Raw genomic sequence first — 24,899 nt, 5'->3', positions numbered from 1 at the left:
TAGAATTTGTACTTCATCACTGAATAATTATGTGTATAATAGTAGTGATAGAATTAATTGGGGGGTAAAAGAATATGAGTGACAAAAAGCGTCCGACTGGTAAAAAGGTTGATGGACAGCCTCGCTACATCGACAAAAATGAAACAAGAAATACGAAAGGTACAGCGAACCTTTACTGGTTAATTCCGGTAATCATTGCTGTGCTCATCATTCCAGTTATGATTTTCCACCTAGGTGGCGGTGGTGGTGAAGAAACCGCATCTGAAGGTGAAAGTACTGAGGAAACAGCAGATTCTGGTGAAGAGTCAGGTGGCGAGTCTGAAGAAGGCGGCGGCGAAGAAGCTGCATCTAGTGGTGATGCAGATGCCGAAGGTATCGCTCGCGACAACTGTGCATCTTGTCACGGTGAAGACTTCTCTGGTGCTATGGGACCTGCTTTAGCAGGAACTTCATTAGCTGAAGATGAGTTCCAAACAATTGTCCGTGAAGGTCAAGGTTCAATGCCTGCTTTCAGTGAAGATCAAGTAGCAGAAGAAGAATTAACAGCTTTATATCAATTCTTTAGTGAACAATAGTGTTTATATAGACAAACTCATTATTTGAGTTTGTCTTTTTTCATTTTAAGCAAGTTACTGTAAATTTACATATTAATAAGTTATTATTATTGATGAATAAGTTATATATAAGGTGATATTATGAAGTTTCTTCGACTCTTGCTGCTCATTCTTATTGCGGCATTGATTTCATTGGGCCTTTCTGCTGTTGGTATGATCCTACCTTGGCTGTTCGGTTCAATGATTGCAACCATACTCTATATTAGATTAGTTAAAAAAGAACTGTTTTTCCCACCTTGGCTCGGTAACCTCGGTGTCATGATCATGGCAACTGAGATCGGCTCAACCTTAACCTTAGATGCCCTAGGTGATATGAAAGATGATCTTTTAAATATCTTTTTAATGACAATCTTCGTCTTACTACTCAGCTTAGCGCTCTCACGCTTCTTCATTTACTTAACGAAAAGTACACCTGAAACTGCCATCTTAGCATCCGTACCTGGTGCCTTATCTCAAATGTTGATTATGGCAGAGGAAGAAAAGAATGCAGATATTCTATTGGTGACATTGACTCAGATGTCCCGCATTGTCTTAATCGTCTTGATTGTGCCTTTTGTGGCAGGCTTGTTTGCTGGTTCAAATGATATACCTTTAGCGACGACATCTGTAGATTATGTCACATCTGTTTTTACTTATCCGATGCTCATTATTCCTGTAGCGAGCATACTTTTAATTTATATTTTCGATAAAATACGCTTCCCAGCGAGCCTGATGCTTGGACCCATTATTATCATGATCATTTGGAACTTAACCACAGGTATTGAATTTTCTTTGAATATTGAATTTATTAATGTGGCACAAATACTATTTGGTATTCGAATTGGTCTACAAATTGCTTCCTTGATGTCACAGCTCAGTAAGCGATTAATTTTTGCGATCTTACTGCAGAACTTAATGCTGATTTTTGGTACAATGTTTATCGTTTTTATTTTCCAAATTTTTACCTCACATCAGTTCAACGACTTATTCTTAAGTGCGGCACCAGGTGGTCTCGGTCAAATTATTGTTATCGCCATTGAAACAGGCGGTAATATTCCAATGATCTCGTCCTACCATATCTTTAGAATATTCTTCATTATTATCGTTGTCGTACCGATTGTTGGTTACTATCTAAGATACTTGAATAAACGCCGTCATAGCAGTTAAAGCCGCTTGACAGTTTCAAATTATTCGCATAAGATTAATCTATAATATTTAAGTGCAGAAGAGTATTCTGCTGCGGGTGTTAAGAGAGTAAACGGCGGTGTGAGTTTACCGAAGCAGTAGGTGAAAGTAGTCTGTATTCAGTTTCGTGCGAAAGGAAATCGATTAGTGCGAGACGTGTGATGAGCGTTAATCATCAATTGAGATGCAGGCGAACTCGCCTGAATTTAGGTGGTACCGCGGAACTCCGTCCTATTGTTAGGACAGGAGTTTTTTTGTTTTTTAATTTAAAGGAGTGATTATATGGAAATGTCAACGAAGTACAATCCGACTGAAGTTGAAAAAGGTAAATATGAAAAGTGGGTGGAAGCTGGCCTATTTAAATCAGATGTAGCGAGTGATAAGGCACCATTCTCTATTGTCATCCCACCGCCGAATGTAACAGGTAAGTTACACCTTGGACATGCTTGGGATACGACTTTACAAGATATCATTACACGCATGAAACGCATGCAGGGTTATGATGTGCTTTACTTACCAGGTATGGACCATGCGGGGATTGCCACTCAGGCTAAAGTAGACGCGAGACTCCGTGAATCTGGCATTAACCGTCACGATATCGGCCGTGAGAAGTTTTTAGAACACGCTTGGAACTGGAAAGAGGAGTACGCAAGCCATATTCGAGAACAGTGGGCAAAACTTGGACTCGGTCTCGATTACAGTAAAGAGCGATTTACTTTAGATGAAGGTCTTTCTAAAGCGGTTCGTAAGACCTTTGTAGACCTTTATAACAAGGGCTTAATTTACCGTGGTGAGTATATTATTAACTGGGACCCAGAAACACAGACTGCCCTGTCTGATATCGAAGTGATTCACCAGGATATTGAAGGGAAGTTCTACCATGTTAAGTATCCTTTAACAGATGGTTCTGGTTTCTTAGAAATTGCGACGACACGTCCTGAGACAATGCTCGGTGATACGGCGGTTGTTGTTCACCCGGATGACGAACGCTACCAGGACTTTATTGGTAAAACTGTGGAGCTACCTATTGTGGGTAGACAATTACCGATTATTGCTGATGATTATGTTGAAAAAGATTTTGGTTCAGGTGCTATGAAGGTTACACCAGCCCATGACCCAAATGACTTTGAAATTGGTAACCGCCATGACCTTGAAAGAATTAACGTCATGCATCCAAACGGTGTCATCAATGAACTTGGTGGTCAATATGAAGGTATGGATCGTTTTGAATGCCGTAAGCAACTAGTGAAGGACCTAGATGAGGCAGGCTACCTCATTAAAGTTGAAGATCATATGCACTCAGTCGGTCACTCTGAGAGAAGTGGGGCGATTGTTGAGCCTTACCTATCCACGCAGTGGTTTGTAAGCATGAAACCTCTAGCAGAAAAGAGTCTGAACAACCAGGACACAGATCAGCGTATTGATTTTGTGCCAGGACGTTTTGAACATACTTTTAATGGCTGGATGGAGAACATACGTGACTGGGTCATTTCACGTCAACTGTGGTGGGGGCATAGAATTCCTGCCTGGTACCACAAGGAAACAGGTGAGCTTTATGTTGGTTTAGAGGCGCCTGTTGACTCAGAAAACTGGGAACAGGATGAAGATGTGTTAGATACTTGGTTCTCAAGTGCCCTATGGCCGTTTTCTACTTTGGGTTGGCCAGAAGATACGGCTGACTTAAAGAAATATTTCCCAACGAATGTATTAGTGACAGGTTATGATATTATCTTTTTCTGGGTCGCGAGAATGATCTTCTCATCACTTGAACATACAGGTCAAAAACCCTTCTCTGACGTACTTTTACACGGACTTGTGCGTGATGAACAAAACCGTAAGATGTCGAAATCACTCGGTAACGGTGTCGATCCAATGGATGTTATTGAAAAATACGGTGCCGATGCACTCCGTTATTTCCTAGCGACCGGTTCAACACCTGGTCAAGACCTCCGCTACAGTGATGACAAGGTTGAAAGTATCTGGAACTTTATAAATAAGATCTGGAATGCTTCAAGATTCTCACTCATGAATATCGGTGAAGATTTCGGCTTAGAAGATATTGATTTAAGTGGTGAGAAATCACTAGCAGATAAGTGGATCTTAACGCGTCTAAACGACACGATTAGAGACGTGACACGTCTATCTGATGACTATGAGTTTGGTGAAGTTGGGCGTCTCTTATATAACTTTATTTGGGATGATTTCTGTGATTGGTATATCGAGATGGCAAAAGTACCGATGACTTCAGGTAGTGATAGTGATAAGCATATGACACGCTCAGTGCTTCTTTATACGCTGGATAAAATTCTGAAGATGTTACACCCGTTCATGCCGTTTGTTACAGATGAAATCTACCAAGCGATTACTAAAGACGAATCGATTGTCGTGAGTGACTATCCTGTCGTTGATGATTCTTTAAGCTATGATGATGCGAAGTTAGAGATGGAACTATTAGTGGCAATTATTAAATCTGTAAGAACGACGAGAAATGAAGTGAACACGCCGTTATCTAAGCCGATCGACATTAATATCGAAGTAAAAGATGATCAAAGACGTCAGGCGGTTGAGCGCAACAAACATTATATTGAGCGCTTTACGAACCCTGAGACTTTATCGATTAGTGATTTTATAGAAAAACATGACGATGACAAAACGGACGTTGTCAAAGGCGCGACAGTTGTCTTACCACTTGCTGGCTTAATCGATAAGGAAGAGGAAATCGAAAGACTAGAAAATGAACTGAATCGTTTAAATGGTGAATTGAAGCGTGTTAAAGGTAAATTATCTAATGAGAAGTTCGTAAGTAATGCACCAAAAGACATCGTTGAAGCAGAACGACAAAAAGAAGCCGGCTACCAGAGTCAGTATGATGAAGTTGAAAATAGACTCTCTAGCTTGAAAGGTGAGTAAAGACCGATGAATTATCAAGACAGCCTACAATGGATACACGAACGCACAAAATTTGGTATTAAACCTGGCATCAAGCGTATGGAATGGATGTTAGAACGATTTGACCATCCTGAGAAAAACATTACCGGTGTGCATATTGTCGGAACGAATGGTAAAGGCTCGACGCTGTCGTATATGAGAAATGCACTTAACCATAACGATTACAGTGTTGGAACCTTTACTTCGCCTTATATAGAAGTGTTCAATGAACGCATTTCAGTTGATGGCTCACCGATATCTGATGAAGATATTGCTGAACTTGCCACACTTGTTCGTCCAGTCAGTGAAGCGATGGTAGCTGAGACGGATCTTGGGAATGCAACAGAATTTGAGATTATTACTATGATGATGTTTGTTTACTTCGGTCGCCTACACCCAGTGGATATCGTCTTAGTTGAAGCTGGACTCGGTGCGACCAATGACTCGACGAACGTATTCTCGCCAGTGATGACCTTACTAACCAGTATTGGACTCGATCACGTGGATATCTTAGGCGATACCTTACTCGATATTGCGAGTGATAAGTCAGGTGTGATTAAAGCAGGCGTTCCTTTAGTCTTCAACGTTAAAGATGACGCTTGCCGTGATTATATCTATAAGGTACTCGATGAAAAGAATGCTAAAGGTGTTGAACTAGAAAGAGACATCATTTTGACGACTAATGGCGAAGAATTTAGCTTTAAATATGGACGCTATGATTTCGATGACATTAAACTCGATATGCTCGGTCGCCATCAACAAGAAAACGCGTCGATTGCTATTGCAGCCTTGTTAGAAATGCAAGAAGCGGGTGTGGTGAGTTTAGACGTCAACAAGATGATTACTGGTGTTGAACGTACTTACTGGAGCGGTAGAATCGAAAAGATTTCCCACTCACCCTTAGTGATAATGGACGGTGCCCATAATAATGAAGCTGTCGATGCCTTAGTTGCAACCATGCGTGAATCATATAGTGATAAAAAAATCACGGTACTCTTTTCAGCAGTCAAAGGTAAGCCCTTAGACAGCATGGTATCTAAAATCGGCATGATCGCTGATACATTTGTCGTAACAGAATTCGACTTCTTTAAAGCCGAAAAAGGTGACGTATTGTTTGATGCCATCGAGCATCCAGATAAGCACTATGTCGAAGACTATATGGAATATATCCGTAATTTTTCAGGAGACTTGCTCCTCATTACAGGCAGCTTGTACTTTATCAGTGAGATAAAACAACAATTGAAGTAGAGTTTGCATGCCCACCTTATATGCGTATGAGGTGGGTTTTTGTTTGGGTTGTTAGGGAAGGGGGCTTACGGGCACTCTGTGGGGGTGACAGCGTCCCGCTAGACTAATATCGGATCACTGTGGTGCTGACAGCGACCCGTTAGACTAATATTGGCTCACTGTGAAGCTGACAGCGACCCGTTAGACTAATATCGGATCACTGTAGACCTGACAGCGGGCCGCAAGAGTTATATCGGCTCACTGTGAAGTTGACAGCGGGTCGCTAGACTAATATCGGCTCTCTGTGGCCCCGACAGCGGGCCGTCATTATGCCCACCACCAACAACCATCAGCCCCAAAAGCAAAAAAACCTGGCAGGAACAACCTATAAAAGGGGATCCTACCAGGCCTCAATTAGTCAAAACTTAAAGTGATGGTCCATTACCATCGTTTTTGTTGCCTTCAACGGCTTTAAGAGAGTCTCTCATTTCACGTAGTAATACAAGTTGCTCGTCTTCTGCTTCTTCTTCAACGAAGCGGTTACCAGATAGTTTGTTAACCACTTTAACGAATACGAATACTGCAGCACCGATGATGATGAAGTCGATGATTGCTTGAATGAACACACCGTAAGTAATACCCATGTAGCTCCATTCTGAAGCAAAGTCTGTGTTACCGAAAATCAACGCGATAGACGGCATGATGATGTTGGCAACGAGTGCCTCAACGATCTTACCGAAGGCAGCACCGATAACAACTGCGACTGCAAGGTCTAGAATGTTACCACGAAGCATAAAATCTTTAAATTCTTGCCACATAAAATAGCCTCCCTAGATTAAATTAAAATAAAAACAAGTGAATCGTAATAATACAGGAAAAATTATCATCAAGCAAGTTTATATTTTCAATTTTATGCTATTTTAACAAAAAATCAATGAGCAATTTACTTATAATGATTTATTATTAATGATATTATAATAAATAATAATAACTTAATTAACTGTTAGCTTATTCGTATCATTAGATTATGTTCATGCATTTACTTTATGAATATATTCAGTATACAATTAAGATGACTAAATTTAGAGGGGGCTTTTAATTATGTCAAATAACGTAAAGGAACATTCCCGCAGCACTTTATCGGTTAATGGTAAGGACTACACTTACTATAGCTTACAGTCACTCGTTGACAACGGCGCAAGTCAGTCACAAAATTTACCTTACTCAATCCGTGTGCTACTGGAATCTGTCTTACGTCAATATGACGGTAAGGTGATTACTGAAGATCACATCGAAGCATTAGCAAATTGGGACAAAGGGGATATCAAAGGGAAAGAGGTGCCTTTTAAACCTTCCCGTGTTATTCTTCAAGACTTCACTGGTGTACCAGCAGTTGTCGATTTAGCTTCATTACGTAAAGCCATGGACGATGTTGATGGGGACGTCCAAAAAATCAACCCTGAAGTACCAGTAGACCTAGTCATTGACCACTCAGTTCAAGTTGATGAATATGGTACTTTAAACGCACTTCAAAAGAACATGGAGCTTGAGTTCCAAAGAAATATGGAGCGTTATGAATTCTTACGCTGGGCAACGAAGGCATTTGATAACTATCAAGCAGTACCACCAGCAACGGGTATCGTTCACCAAGTGAACTTAGAATACCTTGCAAATGTCGTTCATAACAGAGAAGAAGAGGGTACGAACGTACTTTATCCAGATACACTTGTTGGTACAGACTCCCATACAACAATGATCAATGGTCTTGGTGTACTTGGTTGGGGTGTTGGTGGTATCGAAGCTGAAGCAGGTATGCTTGGCCAACCTTCATACTTCCCAGTACCTGAAGTAATCGGTGTACGTATGACGAATGCTTTACCTGAAGGGACAACTGCAACGGACTTAGCACTTCGCGTAACAGAATTGTTACGACAAAAAGGTGTGGTTGGTAAATTTGTAGAATTCTTCGGTGAAGGTGTTACAGCCTTACCATTAGCTGACAGAGCAACTATTGCCAACATGGCACCTGAATACGGTGCGACATGTGGCTTCTTCGCTGTAGATGAAGAAACGTTAGACTACCTTAAACTTACAGGTCGCGACACTGAACACATCGACTTAGTTAGAGCATATCTGAAAGAGAATAATTTATTCTTTGACCCTGCAGTAGAGCCAACTTACACAGATGTGGTTGAACTTGACTTATCTACAGTTGAGCCATCACTTGCGGGACCAAAACGTCCACAGGACTTAATTAATCTTTCTGATATGAAAGATGAGTATAGAAAATCTGTCACTGCTGAAAGTGGTAACCACGGTCATGGTTTAACAGAAGAAGAGTTTAACAAAACAGCAACAGTGAACTACAATGACGGTGACTCTGAAGAACTGAAAACAGGGGACTTAGTCATTGCAGCGATTACGTCTTGTACAAACACATCTAACCCATACGTTATGTTAGGTGCTGGACTCATTGCTAAAAAAGCAGTTGAGAAAGGTTTATCTGTACCGAAGTACGTAAAAACTTCACTGGCACCTGGTTCAAAAGTTGTTACAGGTTACCTAGCTGATTCAGGCTTACAACCTTACCTTGATCAACTCGGTTTCACACACGTTGGTTACGGTTGTACAACATGTATCGGTAACTCAGGTCCATTACGCCCAGAAGTGACTGAAACGATTGTAGATAACGACATGCTCGTTTCATCAGTACTATCTGGTAACCGTAACTTCGAAGGTCGTATTCACCCGCTTGTTAAAGCGAACTACCTAGCATCACCACAACTCGTTGTTGCTTATGCTTTAGCAGGTACAGTAGATATCGATCTTAGAAATGACCCAATCGGACAAGATAAAGAAGGTAATGACGTATACATGAAAGATATCTGGCCGTCAATTCAAGAGGTTAGAGATACTGTAATGTCTACGGTCACACCTGAACTATTTAGAAAAGAATACGAAACTGTATTTGATTCAAATGAAACATGGAATGAAATTGATGTAACAGATGCACCATTATACGATTTTGCAGATGAATCGACTTACATTCAAAACCCTTCATTCTTCCAAAAATTATCCAAAGAAGCGGGTACAATTGAGCCGTTAAACGGCCTACGTGTACTTGGTAAATTCGGGGATTCAGTCACAACGGACCACATCTCACCAGCCGGTGCAATCGGTAAAGATACACCAGCAGGGCAGTGGTTAATTGAACAAGGCGTATCACCTAGAGACTTTAACTCTTATGGTTCACGTCGTGGTAACCATGAAGTGATGGTACGTGGTACATTCGCGAACATCCGTATTAGAAACCAAATTGCACCAGGTACAGAAGGTGGCTATACAACTTACTGGCCAACAGGTGAAGTGATGAGTATCTATGATGCATCACAAAACTACCAAAAAAATGGTACAGGCCTTGTAGTCATCGCTGGTGACGATTACGGAATGGGTTCAAGTCGTGACTGGGCAGCTAAAGGTACAAACCTACTAGGCGTTAAAGCAGTTATCGCGGCAAGCTACGAACGTATTCACCGTTCAAACCTAGTGATGATGGGTGTACTCCCTCTACAGTTTGTCAACGGAGAAAATGCTGAAGATCACGGCTTAGATGGTTCTGAAACATTTGATATCAATATTGATGAATCCGTTACAGCTGGAGAAATCATCGATGTTGTCGCAACGAAAGAAAACGGCGACAAAGTGACGTTCAAAGCAAAAGTACGCTTTGACTCTGAAGTAGAAGCAGATTACTACCGTCATGGTGGTATCCTACAGCTTGTACTACGTAACAAAATCGCATCGTAAGTAAAGAGAGGCATAAATTAAGTCCATCAGAACTTATTGTTCTGATGGACTTATCTTTCTTTTACATAAATGTAATCTTCGGTTCAGTTTTACTTTTAATACGTTTCATATTGGGTATATGCTTAACTATGACAACGATGCCGAGGATGATACCAAAGATGATCATAAACCAATCTGAGGTAAACATGACACCAATTAATAAGGCGAGTGCTGCAAATACACTCGATAGGGAAACGTATTTCGATAGTTTTAAGGTAATTAAAAATGTTGATACTAACACTATAAACAGAATTGGGTTCGCAGCAAGTATGGCACCACCACCCGTTGCAACAGCTTTCCCACCTTTGAATTTTAAAAAGATAGAATAGACGTGTCCGAGTGCTGCAACGACACCGTAAATCACGACAGGAAAGTCACCAGTCACATCGACGAGCATGGCGACCCAAACTGGAATCGCACCTTTTAAAATATCGAGAATAAGGACGACAATTCCTGCCTTTTTTCCGAGGATGCGAAAGGTATTCGTTGTACCCACATTACCGCTGCCATGTTGTCTTAAATCAATGTTGTAAAATAATTTACTGATAATTAGACTGAACGGAATTGACCCAAACAGGTAGGAAAAGATTAATAAAATAAGAACTGTATACAATAGATTATCCCCTTTTTATTATCAGGTACTAACAGTTTACCATATATCTTTAAATTATCACATAATTATATAAAGTTACCATTAATATCATTATGTAAACTAATGACAAAACATTCTTGCAAAATGTTTGGATTTACGTAAAAATAGATAAGTAGATTAATTTAACGAACATACGTTTGTATTGTTTGTAGGAGGATACAGACTTGGCTAAAGAAACCGGATATAATGATGAATCCATACAAATACTAGAGGGACTAGAAGCAGTAAGAAAACGTCCGGGTATGTACATCGGTTCAACCGATACGAGAGGACTACATCACCTGGTATATGAGATTACGGACAATGCTGTTGATGAGATTATTAACGGCTACGGTGATGAAATCAATATTACAATCAATAAGGACGAAAGCATTACAGTTAGAGACAATGGCCGTGGGATACCAACAGGTATGCATGCTAGCGGTGTACCGACTGCTGAGGTCATATTTACGGTACTACACGCCGGCGGGAAGTTCTCTTCAGGCTCCTATAAGTCGTCAGGGGGACTACATGGTGTAGGGTCTTCTGTTGTAAATGCGCTCAGTGAACACTTAAAACTCCGTTCATTTAGAAACGGTAAAATATATGAGATTACTTTTAAAGATGGCGGCAAGGTCGACACGCCCTTAAAAGAAGTCGGTAAGACAAAAGAGACAGGGACAGAAGTCACTTTTAAAGCAGATCCTGAAATCTTTAAACAGACGATCGCCTTTAACTTCGAAACGATTGTTGAAAGAATGCGTGAGTCTGCCTTCTTAACTCGTGGGCTTAAAATTACCATTAATGATAAAAGAACTGATGAAGAAGAAATATTCCAATATGATGATGGTCTGAAATCATTCATTAGCTTCTTAAATGAAGGTAAGGATGACATTGGTGAAATCGTCATGTTTGAAGGGACTTATAATGAAATGGTCGCAGAAGTTGCCTTTCAGTTTAACGACCAATACTCTGAAACAATCTTCTCCTTTGTCAATAACGTCCGTACTAAAGACGGCGGTACCCATGAGGTCGGTTTTAAGACCGGTTTCACTCGAGTCTTTAATGAATATGCCCGTAAAATTGGTGAGTTAAAAGATAAGGATAAGAACCTAGAAGGCTCTGACATTAGAGAAGGTCTAACAGCCGTCATTTCGATTAAACTCCCAGAACACCTCCTACAATTTGAAGGACAAACGAAAGGGAAGCTTGGTACGAGTGAGGCGAGAAACTTACTGGAGACACTCCTTACAGATCAACTCCCATACTTCTTAGAAGAGAACGGGGCCTTATCGACTCAACTTGTTAAAAAGGCAATTAAGGCAAGACAGGTGAGAGAGGCTGCCAGAAAGGCACGTGAGGATGCGCGTAGTGGTAAAAAGAACAAGAGTAAGGATACTTTACTATCTGGTAAGTTGACACCCGCACAAAGTAAGAACGCTAAGAAAAATGAATTGTTCTTAGTTGAGGGTGACTCTGCAGGTGGCTCAGCCAAACAAGGTCGTGACCGCCGTTTCCAGGCGATCTTGCCGCTACGTGGTAAGGTCATTAATACTGAAAAGGCGAAATTTGAAGATATCTTCAAAAATGAAGAAATTAATACGATTATCCATACGATTGGTGCGGGTGTCGGTAATGATTTTAAAGTAGAGGACTCAAACTACGACAAGATTATTATTATGACCGATGCAGATACGGACGGTGCGCACATCCAAGTCTTACTCCTCACTTTCTTCTTTAATTACATGAGACCACTGTTTGAAGCAGGTAAGATTTACATTGCCTTACCACCACTCTTTAAGTTAGAGAAGAAGGGTAAGAAAAAAGATGTCCAATACGTGTGGACTGAAGATGAACTAGAAGTAGCTCAAAGAGAGATGGGTTCAAATGTTGAACTCCAGCGCTATAAAGGTCTCGGTGAGATGATGGCTGAACAGCTATGGGAAACGACTATGAATCCAGAGACACGTACTTTAATTCAAGTGCGCATTGAAGATGAAGCCCTGTCACTTAAACGTGTGACGACACTGATGGGCGATAATGTAGAAATCAGACGTAAATGGATCGATTCAAACGTCTCCTTCACCTTAGAAGAAGGTACAAGTATCTTAGATAATCAAGATGTAGAAAAATTAGCAGAAAGTGATGAAGACTATGGCAGAGCATAATCCATTACAACAATTAAAGCTAGAAGATGTTATTGGCGACCGCTTCGGACGCTATAGTAAGTACGTCATTCAAGACCGAGCCATTCCAGATGTAAGAGATGGCCTAAAACCGGTACAAAGACGCATTCTTTACGCGATGTATAAAGAAGGAAACACTTTCGATAAAAACTATCGTAAGAGTGCGAAGACTGTCGGTAATGTTATTGGTAATTATCACCCACATGGTGAGAGCTCGATTTATGATGCCATGGTCCGCCTTGGCCAAGACTGGAAGATGCGTGAAGAGTTAATTCTGATCCACGGTAACAAGGGGAGCGTCGACGGTGACCCTGCAGCAGCCATGCGTTATACAGAAGCAAAGCTTGCTGAGATATCTGGAGAGCTCTTAAAAGATTTAAATAAGAACACAGTGCCTTTTATCGATAACTTTGATGATACAGAAAAAGAACCTGCAGTCTTACCGGCGAAGTTTCCAAACTTACTCGTCAATGGTGCAACAGGGATCTCAGCGGGTTATGCAACAGATATTCCACCGCACAACTTAGCCGAAGTCATCGATGCGACCTTAAAAGTCATCGATAAGCCTTCAGCAACAATTGATGAGCTCATGGAATTTGTTAAGGGACCAGACTTCCCAACAGGTGCCATTATTCAAGGTAAGAATGAGCTGAAAAAAGCTTATACAACTGGTAAGGGACGAGTCGTCGTTCGCAGTGTGGTCAATAAGGAAGAAACAAGAGGCAATAAGGTACTGATTGTCATCACTGAAATTCCTTTTGAAGTGAACAAGGCGAACTTGGTTAAAAAGATGGATGAAATCCGTGCGGACCGAAAAGTGGACGGTATTATTGAAGTCCGTGATGAGACGGACCGTGAAGGTCTAAGAATCGTCATTGAAGCGAGAAAAGATGCCAATATCGATGCGATTATCAATTATCTCTATAAGAAGACGGATCTACAAGTCTCATATAACTTTAATATGGTGGCAATATCCGACCGTGCACCTAAGTTGATGGGCTTAAAAGATATTTTAGAAGCTTATATCCGTCACCAAGAAATCGTCATTACCAACCGCTCGAAATATGAGCTCGAACATGCTCAAAAACGCATGCATATTATCGAAGGCTTAATCAAGGCGCTATCAATTTTAGATGAAGTCATTAAAACGATTCGTGAATCTGAGAATAAGAGAAACGCCAAAGAGAACTTAATTGAACGCTATAGTTTTACAGAAGCTCAAGCTGAAGCGATTGTCATGCTCCAACTTTATCGTTTAACGAATACGGACGTTGTAGAGCTTGAAACGGAGCAAAACGAATTAGAGTTTCAAATCAATCAATTAAATGAAATTTTAAATGATCCAAAGAAACTAAAAAGTGTGATCAAATCTGAACTTAGACAGATTAAGAAAAAATATGCCTCAGAGCGTTTAACTGTCATAGAAGACGAAATCCAAACGATTGAAATTTCTAAAGAGCAGTTAATTGCTAAAGAAGAAGCAGTTGTCTCACTGACTAAGGAAGGCTACGTCAAGCGTACAAGCATCCGTTCTTATAATGCCTCTAATTTCGATGAAATTGGTATGCGTGAAGGTGATAACGTCTTGTTCTCGACGTTCTCAAATACATTAGAACAACTGCTCATCTTCACTAATCTTGGAAATTATATGATTATCCCGGTCCATGACCTTCAAGATATTAGATGGAAAGATATGGGACAACACCTGTCATCCCGTTTCAATTTAAAATCGAATGAAGCACCGGTTTATGCGATGACCTTAGAGCAGTTTAGTCAAGACATTAATGTGGTCATGTCAACACAATCCGGTCAGGTTAAACAGACTGCTTTAAGTGAGTTTGAGGCAACAAGAATTTCAAGACCAATCGTTAACATGAAACTTAAAGCGAATGATGAAGTCATCGATGTGTCCTTGGCAAAAGCACCACAAGATTTATTGTTCATTACATCTAAAGGTTTGTCATTAAGATATGCCCTAGACCAAGTATCTGAAACAGGATTAAAATCTCAAGGTGTCAAGGCGATGAATGTAAAACCTGATGATCATCTCGTCTTAGGTCGTGTGATTCCAAATGAGGGTAATTTAATTACGGTATCAAACCGTGGTGCGGTTAAACGCACGAAATTATCTACCTTTGAACATGGTAATCGTGCGCAAGTAGGCTCGATGTTATATAAAGATATCAAGTCAAAACCACATGTGATTATCGGTGCAACCATTGTAGAAGATGGAAAGAATGTTAACATAGACTTATTAGCAGATGATCACAGTCATAGAACAAAAGCCAATGAAGTGCGAATCAGTGGTAAATATTCTAATGGTTCTTTCGTCGTCGATGAGGATACTTTCGGTCAGGTCAAACGCGTACATTTCTCTCAAATAGAGGAAGATAGATAATAAAAGGGGAGGAACTGAATGCAAGACTTTTTAAGTGTTTTTGAACAAGCAGTCAATTTTTTAAATGATTTACTGTGGCAAGAGGTCTTAATTGGACTATTAATTATAGCGGGACTATATTTCTCATTTACAACTAAATTTGTCCAGTTTAGATGGTTAAAAATTATGTTTTCTTCACTCGGTGAAAAACGAGCGAAGATGCCAGACGGAACGAAGGGGATTTCCTCATTCCAGGCCTTTACAATCAGTGCGGCCCAGCGTATTGGAACAGCGAATATCGCGGGTGTCGCAACTGCTATTGTGGTCGGTGGTCCTGGGGCAGTATTTTGGATGTGGATTGTTGCACTCTTAGGTGCAGCATCAGCATTCTTTGAAGCGACACTTGCCCAAGTGTATAAGGTCCGAGATTCAGAAAGTGGATTTCGTGGAGGCCCGGCCTACTATATGACAAAAGGTTTGAATCAAAAGGGGATTGGCTACATATTTGCGGTTCTCATGACCATTACTTTTGGTGTGGTCTTTGTCATGTTACAGTCCAACACCATTGCTAATGCTTATGATGAAGCCTTCAACGTAGATACTTGGTTATCCGGTGTCATCGTTGCAGTCGTCGTTGGCTTAGTAATCTTTGGTGGGGCCAAATGGATTGCCAATGTCGCAACTGCCATTGTGCCGATCATGGCAGGGCTCTATCTTTTACTGATTACCATAATTCTTGTCATGAACTATGACATGATCATACCGATGCTACAGACGATTGTTATGAATGCCTTCGGACTCGAAGAAGTCTTTGGTGGTGCCTTAGGTGCAGCGATTATCAATGGTTTCCAACGTGGACTCCTTTCCAATGAAGCGGGTATGGGTTCAGCACCGAACGCAGCAGCATCAGCTGCCGTCCGTCACCCCGTTCAACAAGGACTGATCCAGTCTTTAGGTGTTTACTTTGATACAATTATCGTCTGTACAGCGACTGCCATTGTTATTTTAATGTATACAGACTTAAGTTTTGGAGCCGATGCACCCCAAGGTATCCAAGTGACTCAAGCAGCGATGGACCAACAATTCTTCGGTTACGGTGGAACGATCATTGCAGTATTTATCCTATTATTTGCCTTTACGACAATTCTAGGAAACTATTTCTATGCACAAAGTAACTTAAGTTTCATTGTGGATAATAAGAAAGTAACGACCGCATTTAGAATCATTGTGACTATTATGACTCTAGTCGGTGCAGTTTTAGGTGTTCAGCTCGTGTGGACCTTAGCTGACCTCTTCATGGCCTTCTTAGCCATTATTAACTTAATGATGGTGGTTGCCTTAAGTCCGCTAGTGTTTGAAGTCATGCGGGACTATAAGGAACAAAAGGACCGGGGAGAATCACCGATTTTCTATGCAAAAAACATCACCTACAAACTGCCTGATGATAATCAGTGGGGCAATGAGGATTATAGAAAAGACGAAGATGATAAGTAAGAACATGAGCCAACCGACAAAAATCGGTTGGTTCTTTCTTGTCTAGAAAAATTGAAATATGGTAAGGTAACTATTATGTCTAAAGACGAATGAGGAATAGTAATGGAACTTTGGAACTTATATGATAAGGATCGAGTATTAACAAAAGAGACCATGGTCAGAGGAGACGAAATGAAAAAAAACACGTATCATTTAGTCGTTCATGTGGTCATTATTAATTCAGAAAATCAGATGCTAATTCAACAACGCCAGTGGGATAAAATTGGAGCACCCGGACTCTGGGACATATCAGTAGGTGGGAGCGTACTTGCTGGTGAAACGAGCCGAGCTGGTGCTATCAGAGAAACAAAGGAAGAATTAGGGATCGAGCTTGATTTAAATCAAAGACCCCATCTTTCAGTGACCTTTGACCATGGCTATGATGATATATACATCGTCAATCAAGAAGTGGAACTCGATTCACTTAAGGTGCCAAATGATGAAGTCCTAGAGACTAAATGGGCGTCGATAGATGAAATCTATGAGATGATCGATAACAAAAGTTTTATAAATTATCGTAAGAGTTTAATTCAATTGCTATTTGATATGCGGTATTCTTACGGTGGTAAAAATGACTAGATAGGAGAGAAATCATGACTAAATGTGCGAGTTGTAAGAAACAGTGGACTGGGCTCTTGTTGTTTAAGGGGCATTTTGCTTCTCAGAACGGGGTAGAGTGTGACTACTGTGGTAAGACGCAATATGTATCGGAAAAATCGAAAAAAAGAATGATTATTCCTCTATTACTTGTTACGGGAATGTTGTTAATTGGACTCTTTGCACCACCATCAATTACTCAATATTTCTGGGTCTACATTACGATTACGGCAGTGACTTTAATCTATATGTACGTGAGTTTGGAGTTAACGGATATCCCACCAGAGCAATAGGCTTTTCTTTTTCTGTAATTTTGATATACTTCTGTAATACTTATATAAAGAAGGTTAGCGTATGCAACAAGTGAGAATCGGCACAAGTATTTACTTGAATTATATTTTACTGGGCATGATTAATTTAATTATCGCCTTACATATGAGTTTTTTAACCGAACAGTTGAATACCGATGCAGCTGCGATATCAGCACTTATTTCTGCCATTGGTATCGGGAAACTGATTGCGCTTAGCTTTGCAGGTAAACTATCCGATAATCTCGGTCGTCGACCGATGATTATTACAGCATGTTTAATCTACGTAGTCTTTTTATGCGCCATACCCTTTGCACCGACCTACACCATTGCATTTATGTTTGCACTTTTAGCAGGTATGGGAAATTCTATATTGGATACGAGTTCATATCCGGCACTAATCGAAGTGTTTAAAAATCGATCCAGTTCAGCAACAGTTTTAGTTAAAGCCTTCATGTCTGTTGGATCAACAATCTTACCATTAATGATCACATTCTTTATGGCGAGAGACATGTTTTACGGTTATACCTTTTTCATTATGGCAGCAGTCTTTCTCTTTAATGCGATTCATTTAATGAGTGTGAAGTTCCCTGAAGCGAATGGGGGATATTTACCACCGAAGAAATCGACGCATAGACAAGTGAAACTAAAACCTAAGACGGTCTTCATGGAAAAACCAAAATTTTTACGTGAAGGCATTACAGTCATTGCGATTGGCTTTACGTCAGTCGGTCTGTTTCTTATCATCCAAACTTGGTTAGCGACATATGTAGAAACGATCATTGGTTTAACAGAATCTCAGGCAATCAACCTACTAAGTATTTATAGTCTAGGTGGCTTTGTTACGGTAATTATTTTAGCGACCTTACTCGATAGAGTGTTTAAACCTGTAACAGTACTCATAATCTATCCAGTCATTGCGATCGTTTCATTAACATCACTTCTAGTGGTAGAGAACTATATCATTCTTATTGTTATTGCCTTTATGCTTGGACTATCGACTTCAGGACTATTCCAACTGGCAGTGACACTGATGGCACAGTTCTTCCCAGAGAAAAAAGGAACAAGTACAGCCTTTGTGACCTTGTCATCAAGTATTGCCTTCATTACCTTACCGTATATTACGGGTCTCTTAAATCGTCATATTAATGTGTCGTCCATATTTATATTTGAGATCATGATTGCAATCATAGCAGTCACCTTAGCAGTGTTTATATCATATCGTTATAGAAAGATTTTTAATTCAAGAAGTTCTGGGAAAATATTGTGGCGTAATCCGTAAGGAGAATATCATGGTTAAGTTTTTTAGTATTGTGTTGATCATATTAGGCACTGCATCATTTATAAATGTATTGATGAATCTATCTTCAAGTCTACTTATGTCAGGTGTCTATTTGGTTGCAGCGATTATTTTACTGTATGTAGGAAATCAGATGTATAGGAATAGTGGGAAAGAAGAGTAGGAAAGAATAAAAGATAATAGACAAAAAGGAAGCAACCTAAAAACATAAGTTTTTAGGTTGCTTCTATTAGATTATGCTACCTCTAGAACAATCCTCTAAAGAATTCTACGATACGATCCCAGAAGTTTCTGAGAGCTTCCATAAATGAATTGACTTCTTCAGAGTCCGCAATGTCACGGCCTAATTCAGATGCACTGTCTTTAGCATCTTGGAATGAATCACTTGACGTAATTCTGTTTAATAGATCTTCAGATGAATCCACTAATCTCTGTGCCTCTTCACCTGTGAAAATTCCTGAGTCTTTAATGCTGTTAAAGATTTCAACTAAACGATCGATTTGTTCCTGACTTAGTAATCCCTCTAAACCATTTTCTGCAAGTTTCTCATCAAGAATCGAACGAATTTGTTCCTCACTCACATCACCATTAAAGTTGTTGATGATCTCAACTTTCACTTCAGTGATAACTTTGTTTAATTGAACTTGTGTAAAGCCTTCTACATTACTATTCTCATTTGTAATGTCAGAAATAGCATCCAATTCATCCTGAGCATTTTGAGTTTTCTCAGGGTCAATCTCCTCACCTTGAGCAGTGTATGCTTTGTAAACACCAGCTAAGGCACTTTCACCAGTTACATCTTGAGCAGCCGCAATCGTGACATCCGCATCAGTAATGCCTGAAGTTAATAAGGCGTTTTGATAAGTTTCTTCAGAGATCATCGTTATGTTACCCAGTGACTCATCAATATTTATATTTAAGCCACTACCTTCAGACGTTTGTTGTATACGAATACTCGACATTAAGACACTATTGTCATAATTTTGATTTACGTACTGACTGACATCCTCACTATATACATAATCGATGATATCAGAATCACTCGCGCCGAGTAGATCTGCAGTCTGTTCTTGTAAACCCGTATCAGATTCTAAAGCAGCACCATATACTGTCACAGCATTATCCCATTCACTTGCTGCATTGATATTCTGTGATGTTAATGGAATCAATACAGATAGTGATACGACTGTGAGTACAAGTAGTTTTTTAATCATTGTGTTAACTCCCAACTGTTTTAATCTTTCATGCTACAGAACTAGCATTGTAATCATTTTACCAAGCAATTATTAAAGGAAAATGAAAGTTTCATAGAAATATCCAGATAGGGAATTTACAGAATTTTTACAAACAAATTTTAGAATCGTTGTTCTTAGATAATAATTATAGGATATACTTATATTAAAATTGAAAATTTACAAGGGGTGTAATGATGAGAGCATTTTTACTGATGGGACTCTTATTTATACTTACTGCATGCAGCACAACGGAAGGTAGCACAGACGAATCGACAGAAGACACGAATCAAACAGAGGAAACTGAAGGTACTGATGAGAATGAATCAGAGGATACCGATGAGGGTACTGATGAATCATCAAATGATGAAGATAATAACTCAGAAAACGATTCAAATGATTCAGAAGACAACAATGAGGAAGACTCATCAAGTGAAATAGGTGAAGATATCGAAATTTCTCTGGACTCAGTTCTTGAAGAAGAAGAGGGGACAATGGTCGATGCTTCTAGAGAAGAACTTGAGGATGAGTTAACAACATTCATAGAAGATAACGATGGTGATGTAACAGATGAAATGGTCTATGAGAAATTAATTGAAATGCTTGGTGGTCACCCAGATATGCAAGAAGGTATCGAGTATTTCCAGGACTTTTCAGCTGAGCTTGTTGATTTAACAGATCAACCTGGTGGTTTGAAAGTTGAAGATGGTGAGCTATCAATGAGAAATAATGTATATATTTTAATGGACAATAGTGGTAGTATGGCAGATGAAATTGATGGTACGACGAAGATGGATGCAGCTAAAGAATCAATTAACCAGTTTGTTGAAGATATGCCGAATGGTACACAAGTGAGTCTAATTAATTACGGATTCTCAGAAGAAGGTAGTGAAGAAGATAATTCATGTTCAGCAGTTGAAGAAACATTTCCAATTGGTGAGTATAATGAAAGTGAATTCAATGATGCCCTAGGTCAATATGGAAGTGAAGGATTTACACCACTTGCCCTTGCCATAGAAGAAGTAGGGAAAGTGATTGAAGATAGTGAAGCGACGGGTAGTCATACAATATATGTTGTAAGTGATGGTCAGGAAACTTGTAATGGAGACCCTGTTGCTGCTGTACAAGATCTACCTGAAGATGAGAATATCGAAACAGTGTTAAATATTATTGGTTTTGATATTCAAGATGATGAAGTTCAATCATTGGTTGATATTACTGAAGCTAACGGTGGAGAGTACTTATCTGCAACGAATCCAGATGAATTGTCTAGAGTATTAAAACAAGAAAAGCTAAATCTATTTATAAAATATAGAGATTGGTCGAATGAGAACTTAAAAAATATAACTCAAGCAAGTAATGACAAAATGTTAGACAAAACACAAGTTTACAATGACGCAGCTACAGCGAATCGCGCAGTTAGTAATAGTATTAACGGGGTTTTAAATGATGTTTCTCAAAGAAGTAGCCAGGAGTATCGATATCCTGAAGCTAGAGAAATGGCAGATGAGAGATATCTCTTAGTGAGAGATTTCTTAAGTGAAGCTTATGACGAATCAAGTGATGATGTAGAGGCTGAAAGAGAAAAACTCCAAGAAACAGTCAATCAAGAATTTGATGAAATTGAAAGTGAATATAAAGAAGACACAGAAGAATAGCTATAGTCCCACTGAGTTAAATCAACAAACTTAGTGGGATTTTTGTATGCAATTTGTTGACTGATTAAATCTGTTTTCACTTTATAATATAAGAAAGATGGCGTACAATTAGTTCTTAAGAAAAGTTTAGGGGCAGTTAGTAATGGACAATGAGCAGATGAGAAGATCCGGTAAGAAAGAATATAAAACTGTTAAGAAAACAAAACTTAGAAAACGAGGATTTGTATTCCTTGGTGCAATTGCCTTAATAATAATTATTGCTCTATATATAGTGTTTTCCTATAGATCAGGTTTAAATATTGCTAAAGAAAATGGTGTCGAAACAGAATCAGAAACGTTTGACCCAGTGGACAATAATGATGGTAAAAAGACAATTCTCATCGTTGGTAAAGACCGTATGGATGAAGGTGCAGAACGTACGGATGTTGTGATGATCGGACAATATGATTATATGAAAAAAGACATGAAGCTTGTGTCACTCATGCGCGATATCTATGTAGAGATACCTGGCTATCAAAATTATAAAATTAATGCGGTCTATTCTTTAGGTGGTATGGAACTCTTAAGAGAAGTCATTTCACATAATTTTGGACTAGAAGTAGAAGAATATGTGACCGTAGATTATGAAGCATTTACCGATACTGTAGATGTGATTAACCCAGATGGTATAGAAATTGATGTTGAAAAGGACATGTCAGAAAAAATTGATACGACACTTCATAAAGGAGTTCAACAATTAAATGGGCAGGACTTACTTGCCTATGCACGATTTAGAAATGACGAAGAAGGCGACTTTGGACGGGTGAGACGACAGCAACAAGTCCTTTCTGCAATCAAAGATGAAGTTGTAAGTGTAGGCGGGGTTGTTAAACTCCCTAAAATTATCGGTACAGGCATGGGTTATGTTGATACATCAATGTCTAATAAGGAAATGTACAGAATGATTGCTAGCTTCCTAGTAAGAGGAGACAAAGATATTGATTCAATGACCTTACCTTTAGAAAATACTTATCAATTTATGGATACCAGCTATACTGGAAATGTCATTGATATGGATTTTGAAACGAATAGTGAAGAACTTAAGAAATTCTTAAATGGTAAGTAAGAGGATTTCTAATAATTTATTCAGATATATGTATTACCCTAATAAGTACTTTAATCTGTAATTCTCTAGGACTTATGATACCATGATTACGCACTTAAATAATTTGAGCGATATTAGGAGACCTCAATGAAAATAAAAGGTGTAGTAATAATACTAAGTATATGTTTAATAATGATTTTTGCTGTATTGATTGAGAGTATAAACCATAGTGAGTCTGATACACCCAAAAAGCGGATGTAATAATCGTGCTCGGGGGTGGAGACAATGGACGCATGCAAAAAGCTGCAGAACTGTATCATGATAACTATGCAGACTATGTAATTATTTCACCAGTAAGAAAGAACATTTACCCCCAAAGTATAGAATTCGCAATGGAACTCGGTATTCCCAAATCAGCAATTATTGAAGAACACAATGCAACAAGTACCTATACCAACGCTACAAAAACCTTAAAACTAATGGATGAATACGAATTCGACAGTGCTCTCGTCGTTACAAGTGACTATCATCTTAAAAGATCTAAAATGATTTATGATAGAGTAAACGATGGAAAATTTGACTTATCATACATTTCTGCCCCAAGCACAGACGGTAAAGCCTGGCACGAACGAAGTTATGCCAAAAGAATCTGGTTCAGTGAATTCTACAAACTCTGGGGCTACCGACTCGGACTCTACAACTTTATAGATCAAAGCGATCACGACGAACAAAATCCTAACATCGAATCATGATGTTAGGATTTTTACTGGGTTTTTATCGATTAAATTTTAACACACCGAATCATTAGACTTAGGAACCGACAATCCAAATAAAGGTCTAAGATATAAAGCTAAGAAGGTGCCACCAATCGCAACAATACCCCAAATATAACCATGAAGACTGAAGGAAGCAATACCACCAAAATAAGCACCAATATTACAACCAAAAGCTAAACGTGCACCATAGCCCATCATCAGACCACCAATAACAGAAGCCATAAAATTACCTTTATTAATCTTAGTGAATTTAAACAACCCACCAGCAGCAGACGCAATAAAGGCACCTAAAATCACACCAAAATTAAGAACAGTCGTCGTATCAGCAAAGATCGAAGCATTTAATGCAGTCGCCGCTTCACCTTGCCAATATCCCCAACTCGCTACATCAAATCCAAGAATTTCCGCAATTTTAGAGCCCCATAAAGCAAAAGCAGAAGTAATCCCCCAGGGCTCACCACGCACCATTAAAGTCAAAGCATTTAACACAGCTAATACTACAGCCGCCACCATCATTGGCCAAGACCCTCTAAAAACTCTCTTCCAACCATGAGTAGACGGAACCGTCGCTGCCCTAGGTGCATTTTTCTTTCTCTCAACTACCTTACTTATAAAAGCAATCAAGGCAAAAATAAGTAAAGAAACAATTAAGGCACCACCATAACCAAGGTTAGTAGATGTTGCTAAAGAGAATGGTCCCATTGAAGGCAAATCTTCAGTCCAGAACGGTAAATGCGCCGCACCAATCGTAGTACCAATAATGAAGAAAATTATGGTAATAAACATAACCGAACGCCCCGCACCAATATTGAATAAAGTACCAGAGGCACAACCATTTCCAAGCTGCATACCAATACCAAATATAAAAGCACCAACAATTAAACTCACACCGACAGGAGAAACATAACCCGTTACCTCAGCGCCAAAAAATGAAATCCCAAACGCTAAAATAGGTGAGAAAAGTAAGGTTGCAGTAGCCAACATGACCATGTGAGCACGAATCGCCTCACCATTACCCACAGACATCAATCGTCTAAAAGCAGAAGTAAAACCAAAGCGAGAGTGAAACAAAGCATAACCCAATAATAAACCTATAATCATTAGTATCGGTTGAATCATATCTTGAGTTATTGCTAAATATATAAATAAAACCAAACTCACCAAGACACCACCAATAATCAACTTCTTTTGAGGTGGATTTAAAGCTTTCACTTGAGTTTTAATATTATTGTTAAAATTACTTACCGTATTTATATTAGAAACCAAGAACTCACTCCTATTCCTACTTATTTACTATGATTTCGTCAGTATAAGAGGGAAGTGGATGTTTGTCAAAGAAAATAATGATACTTATTTAAAATTCATTCTTGATTTTACGGAAAAATTCATGTTACATTCACTTTACTGAACGTTTGGTATAGTAAATATTAAAAGAGGT

The 24,899-nt window shown here is 39.2% G+C and carries 19 protein-coding genes and 1 other annotated feature; of the genes, 15 read left to right on the top strand and 4 right to left on the bottom strand.

The annotated features are described in order from the left end of the window. Positions 1 to 74 precede the first annotated feature (74 nt). From V6E76_RS08310 to V6E76_RS08295, 4 genes are all read left to right on the top strand, one after another. The gene (locus tag V6E76_RS08310) at positions 75 to 575 is read left to right on the top strand and encodes a c-type cytochrome (protein ID WP_247351976.1); all 501 of its coding nucleotides are present in this window, start codon (positions 75 to 77) and stop codon (positions 573 to 575) included. A 120-nt stretch (positions 576 to 695) separates the two neighbouring features. Next, positions 696 to 1,760: an AbrB family transcriptional regulator gene (locus V6E76_RS08305; RefSeq protein WP_247351978.1), complete on the top strand. Its 1,065-nt coding sequence runs from the start codon at positions 696 to 698 to the stop codon at positions 1,758 to 1,760. A 46-nt stretch (positions 1,761 to 1,806) separates the two neighbouring features. Then, positions 1,807 to 2,015, top strand: a binding site (T-box leader). 45 nt (positions 2,016 to 2,060) lie between these two features. Continuing rightward, a complete protein-coding gene (locus V6E76_RS08300) occupies positions 2,061 to 4,688 on the top strand; it encodes a valine--tRNA ligase (protein ID WP_247351980.1) in 2,628 nt (875 codons plus the stop codon). A gap of 6 nt (positions 4,689 to 4,694) precedes the next feature. Then, the gene (locus tag V6E76_RS08295; RefSeq protein ID WP_247351982.1) at positions 4,695 to 5,954 is read left to right on the top strand and encodes a bifunctional folylpolyglutamate synthase/dihydrofolate synthase; all 1,260 of its coding nucleotides are present in this window, start codon (positions 4,695 to 4,697) and stop codon (positions 5,952 to 5,954) included. A gap of 404 nt (positions 5,955 to 6,358) precedes the next feature. Here V6E76_RS08295 and mscL read toward each other — a convergent pair whose 3' ends face one another. Beyond that, on the bottom strand, positions 6,359 to 6,751 hold the full coding sequence (gene mscL / locus V6E76_RS08290) for a large conductance mechanosensitive channel protein MscL (protein ID WP_026866239.1): 393 nt from the start codon (positions 6,749 to 6,751) through the stop codon (positions 6,359 to 6,361). Positions 6,752 to 7,034: 283 nt separating this feature from the next. Here mscL and acnA point away from each other — a divergent pair, with 283 nt between their 5' ends. Next, a complete protein-coding gene (gene acnA, locus V6E76_RS08285; protein ID WP_166626754.1) occupies positions 7,035 to 9,740 on the top strand; it encodes an aconitate hydratase AcnA in 2,706 nt (901 codons plus the stop codon). Positions 9,741 to 9,801: 61 nt separating this feature from the next. Here acnA and plsY read toward each other — a convergent pair whose 3' ends face one another. Next, a complete protein-coding gene (gene plsY, locus V6E76_RS08280; RefSeq protein WP_026866241.1) occupies positions 9,802 to 10,392 on the bottom strand; it encodes a glycerol-3-phosphate 1-O-acyltransferase PlsY in 591 nt (196 codons plus the stop codon). 203 nt (positions 10,393 to 10,595) lie between these two features. On the opposite strand from plsY, the gene parE reads away from it, so the two are divergent. The 7 genes from parE (at position 10,596) to V6E76_RS08245 (ending at position 18,874) form a co-directional block, all read left to right on the top strand. Continuing rightward, the gene (parE, locus tag V6E76_RS08275) at positions 10,596 to 12,578 is read left to right on the top strand and encodes a DNA topoisomerase IV subunit B (protein WP_026866242.1); all 1,983 of its coding nucleotides are present in this window, start codon (positions 10,596 to 10,598) and stop codon (positions 12,576 to 12,578) included. Further along, the gene (gene parC / locus V6E76_RS08270; protein ID WP_247351984.1) at positions 12,565 to 14,994 is read left to right on the top strand and encodes a DNA topoisomerase IV subunit A; all 2,430 of its coding nucleotides are present in this window, start codon (positions 12,565 to 12,567) and stop codon (positions 14,992 to 14,994) included. Before parE ends, parC begins: the two co-directional genes overlap by 14 nt. Positions 14,995 to 15,012: 18 nt before the next feature. Next, on the top strand, positions 15,013 to 16,467 hold the full coding sequence (locus V6E76_RS08265) for an alanine/glycine:cation symporter family protein (RefSeq protein WP_247351986.1): 1,455 nt from the start codon (positions 15,013 to 15,015) through the stop codon (positions 16,465 to 16,467). A 102-nt stretch (positions 16,468 to 16,569) separates the two neighbouring features. After that, positions 16,570 to 17,085, top strand: a complete 516-nt coding sequence (locus tag V6E76_RS08260) for an NUDIX domain-containing protein (protein ID WP_247351988.1) — start codon at positions 16,570 to 16,572, stop codon at positions 17,083 to 17,085. 14 nt (positions 17,086 to 17,099) lie between these two features. Continuing rightward, entirely contained in the window at positions 17,100 to 17,396 is a 297-nt protein-coding gene (locus V6E76_RS08255; protein ID WP_247351990.1) for a TIGR04104 family putative zinc finger protein, read from the top strand. Positions 17,397 to 17,457: 61 nt separating this feature from the next. Further along, positions 17,458 to 18,693, top strand: a complete 1,236-nt coding sequence (locus V6E76_RS08250; RefSeq protein WP_247351992.1) for an MFS transporter — start codon at positions 17,458 to 17,460, stop codon at positions 18,691 to 18,693. Between the two features lie 10 nt (positions 18,694 to 18,703). Continuing rightward, the gene (locus tag V6E76_RS08245) at positions 18,704 to 18,874 is read left to right on the top strand and encodes a hypothetical protein (protein ID WP_247351994.1); all 171 of its coding nucleotides are present in this window, start codon (positions 18,704 to 18,706) and stop codon (positions 18,872 to 18,874) included. 82 nt (positions 18,875 to 18,956) lie between these two features. On the opposite strand, the gene V6E76_RS08240 is transcribed toward V6E76_RS08245, so the two are convergent. Beyond that, positions 18,957 to 19,925, bottom strand: a complete 969-nt coding sequence (locus V6E76_RS08240; RefSeq protein WP_247351996.1) for a DUF1002 domain-containing protein — start codon at positions 19,923 to 19,925, stop codon at positions 18,957 to 18,959. A 215-nt stretch (positions 19,926 to 20,140) separates the two neighbouring features. On the opposite strand from V6E76_RS08240, the gene V6E76_RS08235 reads away from it, so the two are divergent. The 3 genes from V6E76_RS08235 (at position 20,141) to V6E76_RS08225 (ending at position 23,437) form a co-directional block, all read left to right on the top strand. Further along, complete coding sequence (locus V6E76_RS08235) at positions 20,141 to 21,601, top strand: VWA domain-containing protein (protein WP_247351998.1); 1,461 nt, start codon at positions 20,141 to 20,143, stop codon at positions 21,599 to 21,601. A 142-nt stretch (positions 21,602 to 21,743) separates the two neighbouring features. Continuing rightward, positions 21,744 to 22,706 carry an LCP family protein gene (locus V6E76_RS08230; RefSeq protein ID WP_247352000.1) on the top strand — a complete coding sequence of 321 codons (963 nt, stop codon included), beginning with the start codon at positions 21,744 to 21,746 and terminating at the stop codon, positions 22,704 to 22,706. Between the two features lie 272 nt (positions 22,707 to 22,978). Beyond that, positions 22,979 to 23,437, top strand: a complete 459-nt coding sequence (locus V6E76_RS08225; protein ID WP_247352002.1) for a YdcF family protein — start codon at positions 22,979 to 22,981, stop codon at positions 23,435 to 23,437. 36 nt (positions 23,438 to 23,473) lie between these two features. Here V6E76_RS08225 and V6E76_RS08220 read toward each other — a convergent pair whose 3' ends face one another. After that, on the bottom strand, positions 23,474 to 24,727 hold the full coding sequence (locus tag V6E76_RS08220; RefSeq protein ID WP_247352004.1) for a YeeE/YedE family protein: 1,254 nt from the start codon (positions 24,725 to 24,727) through the stop codon (positions 23,474 to 23,476). Positions 24,728 to 24,899 lie beyond the last annotated feature (172 nt).

The organism is Jeotgalicoccus huakuii, assembly GCF_036665975.1.
Lineage (GTDB): Bacteria > Bacillota > Bacilli > Staphylococcales > Salinicoccaceae > Jeotgalicoccus > Jeotgalicoccus marinus.
Note: the sequence above shows the minus strand (reverse complement) of the source record. Positions and strands in the feature narration are given on the sequence as shown.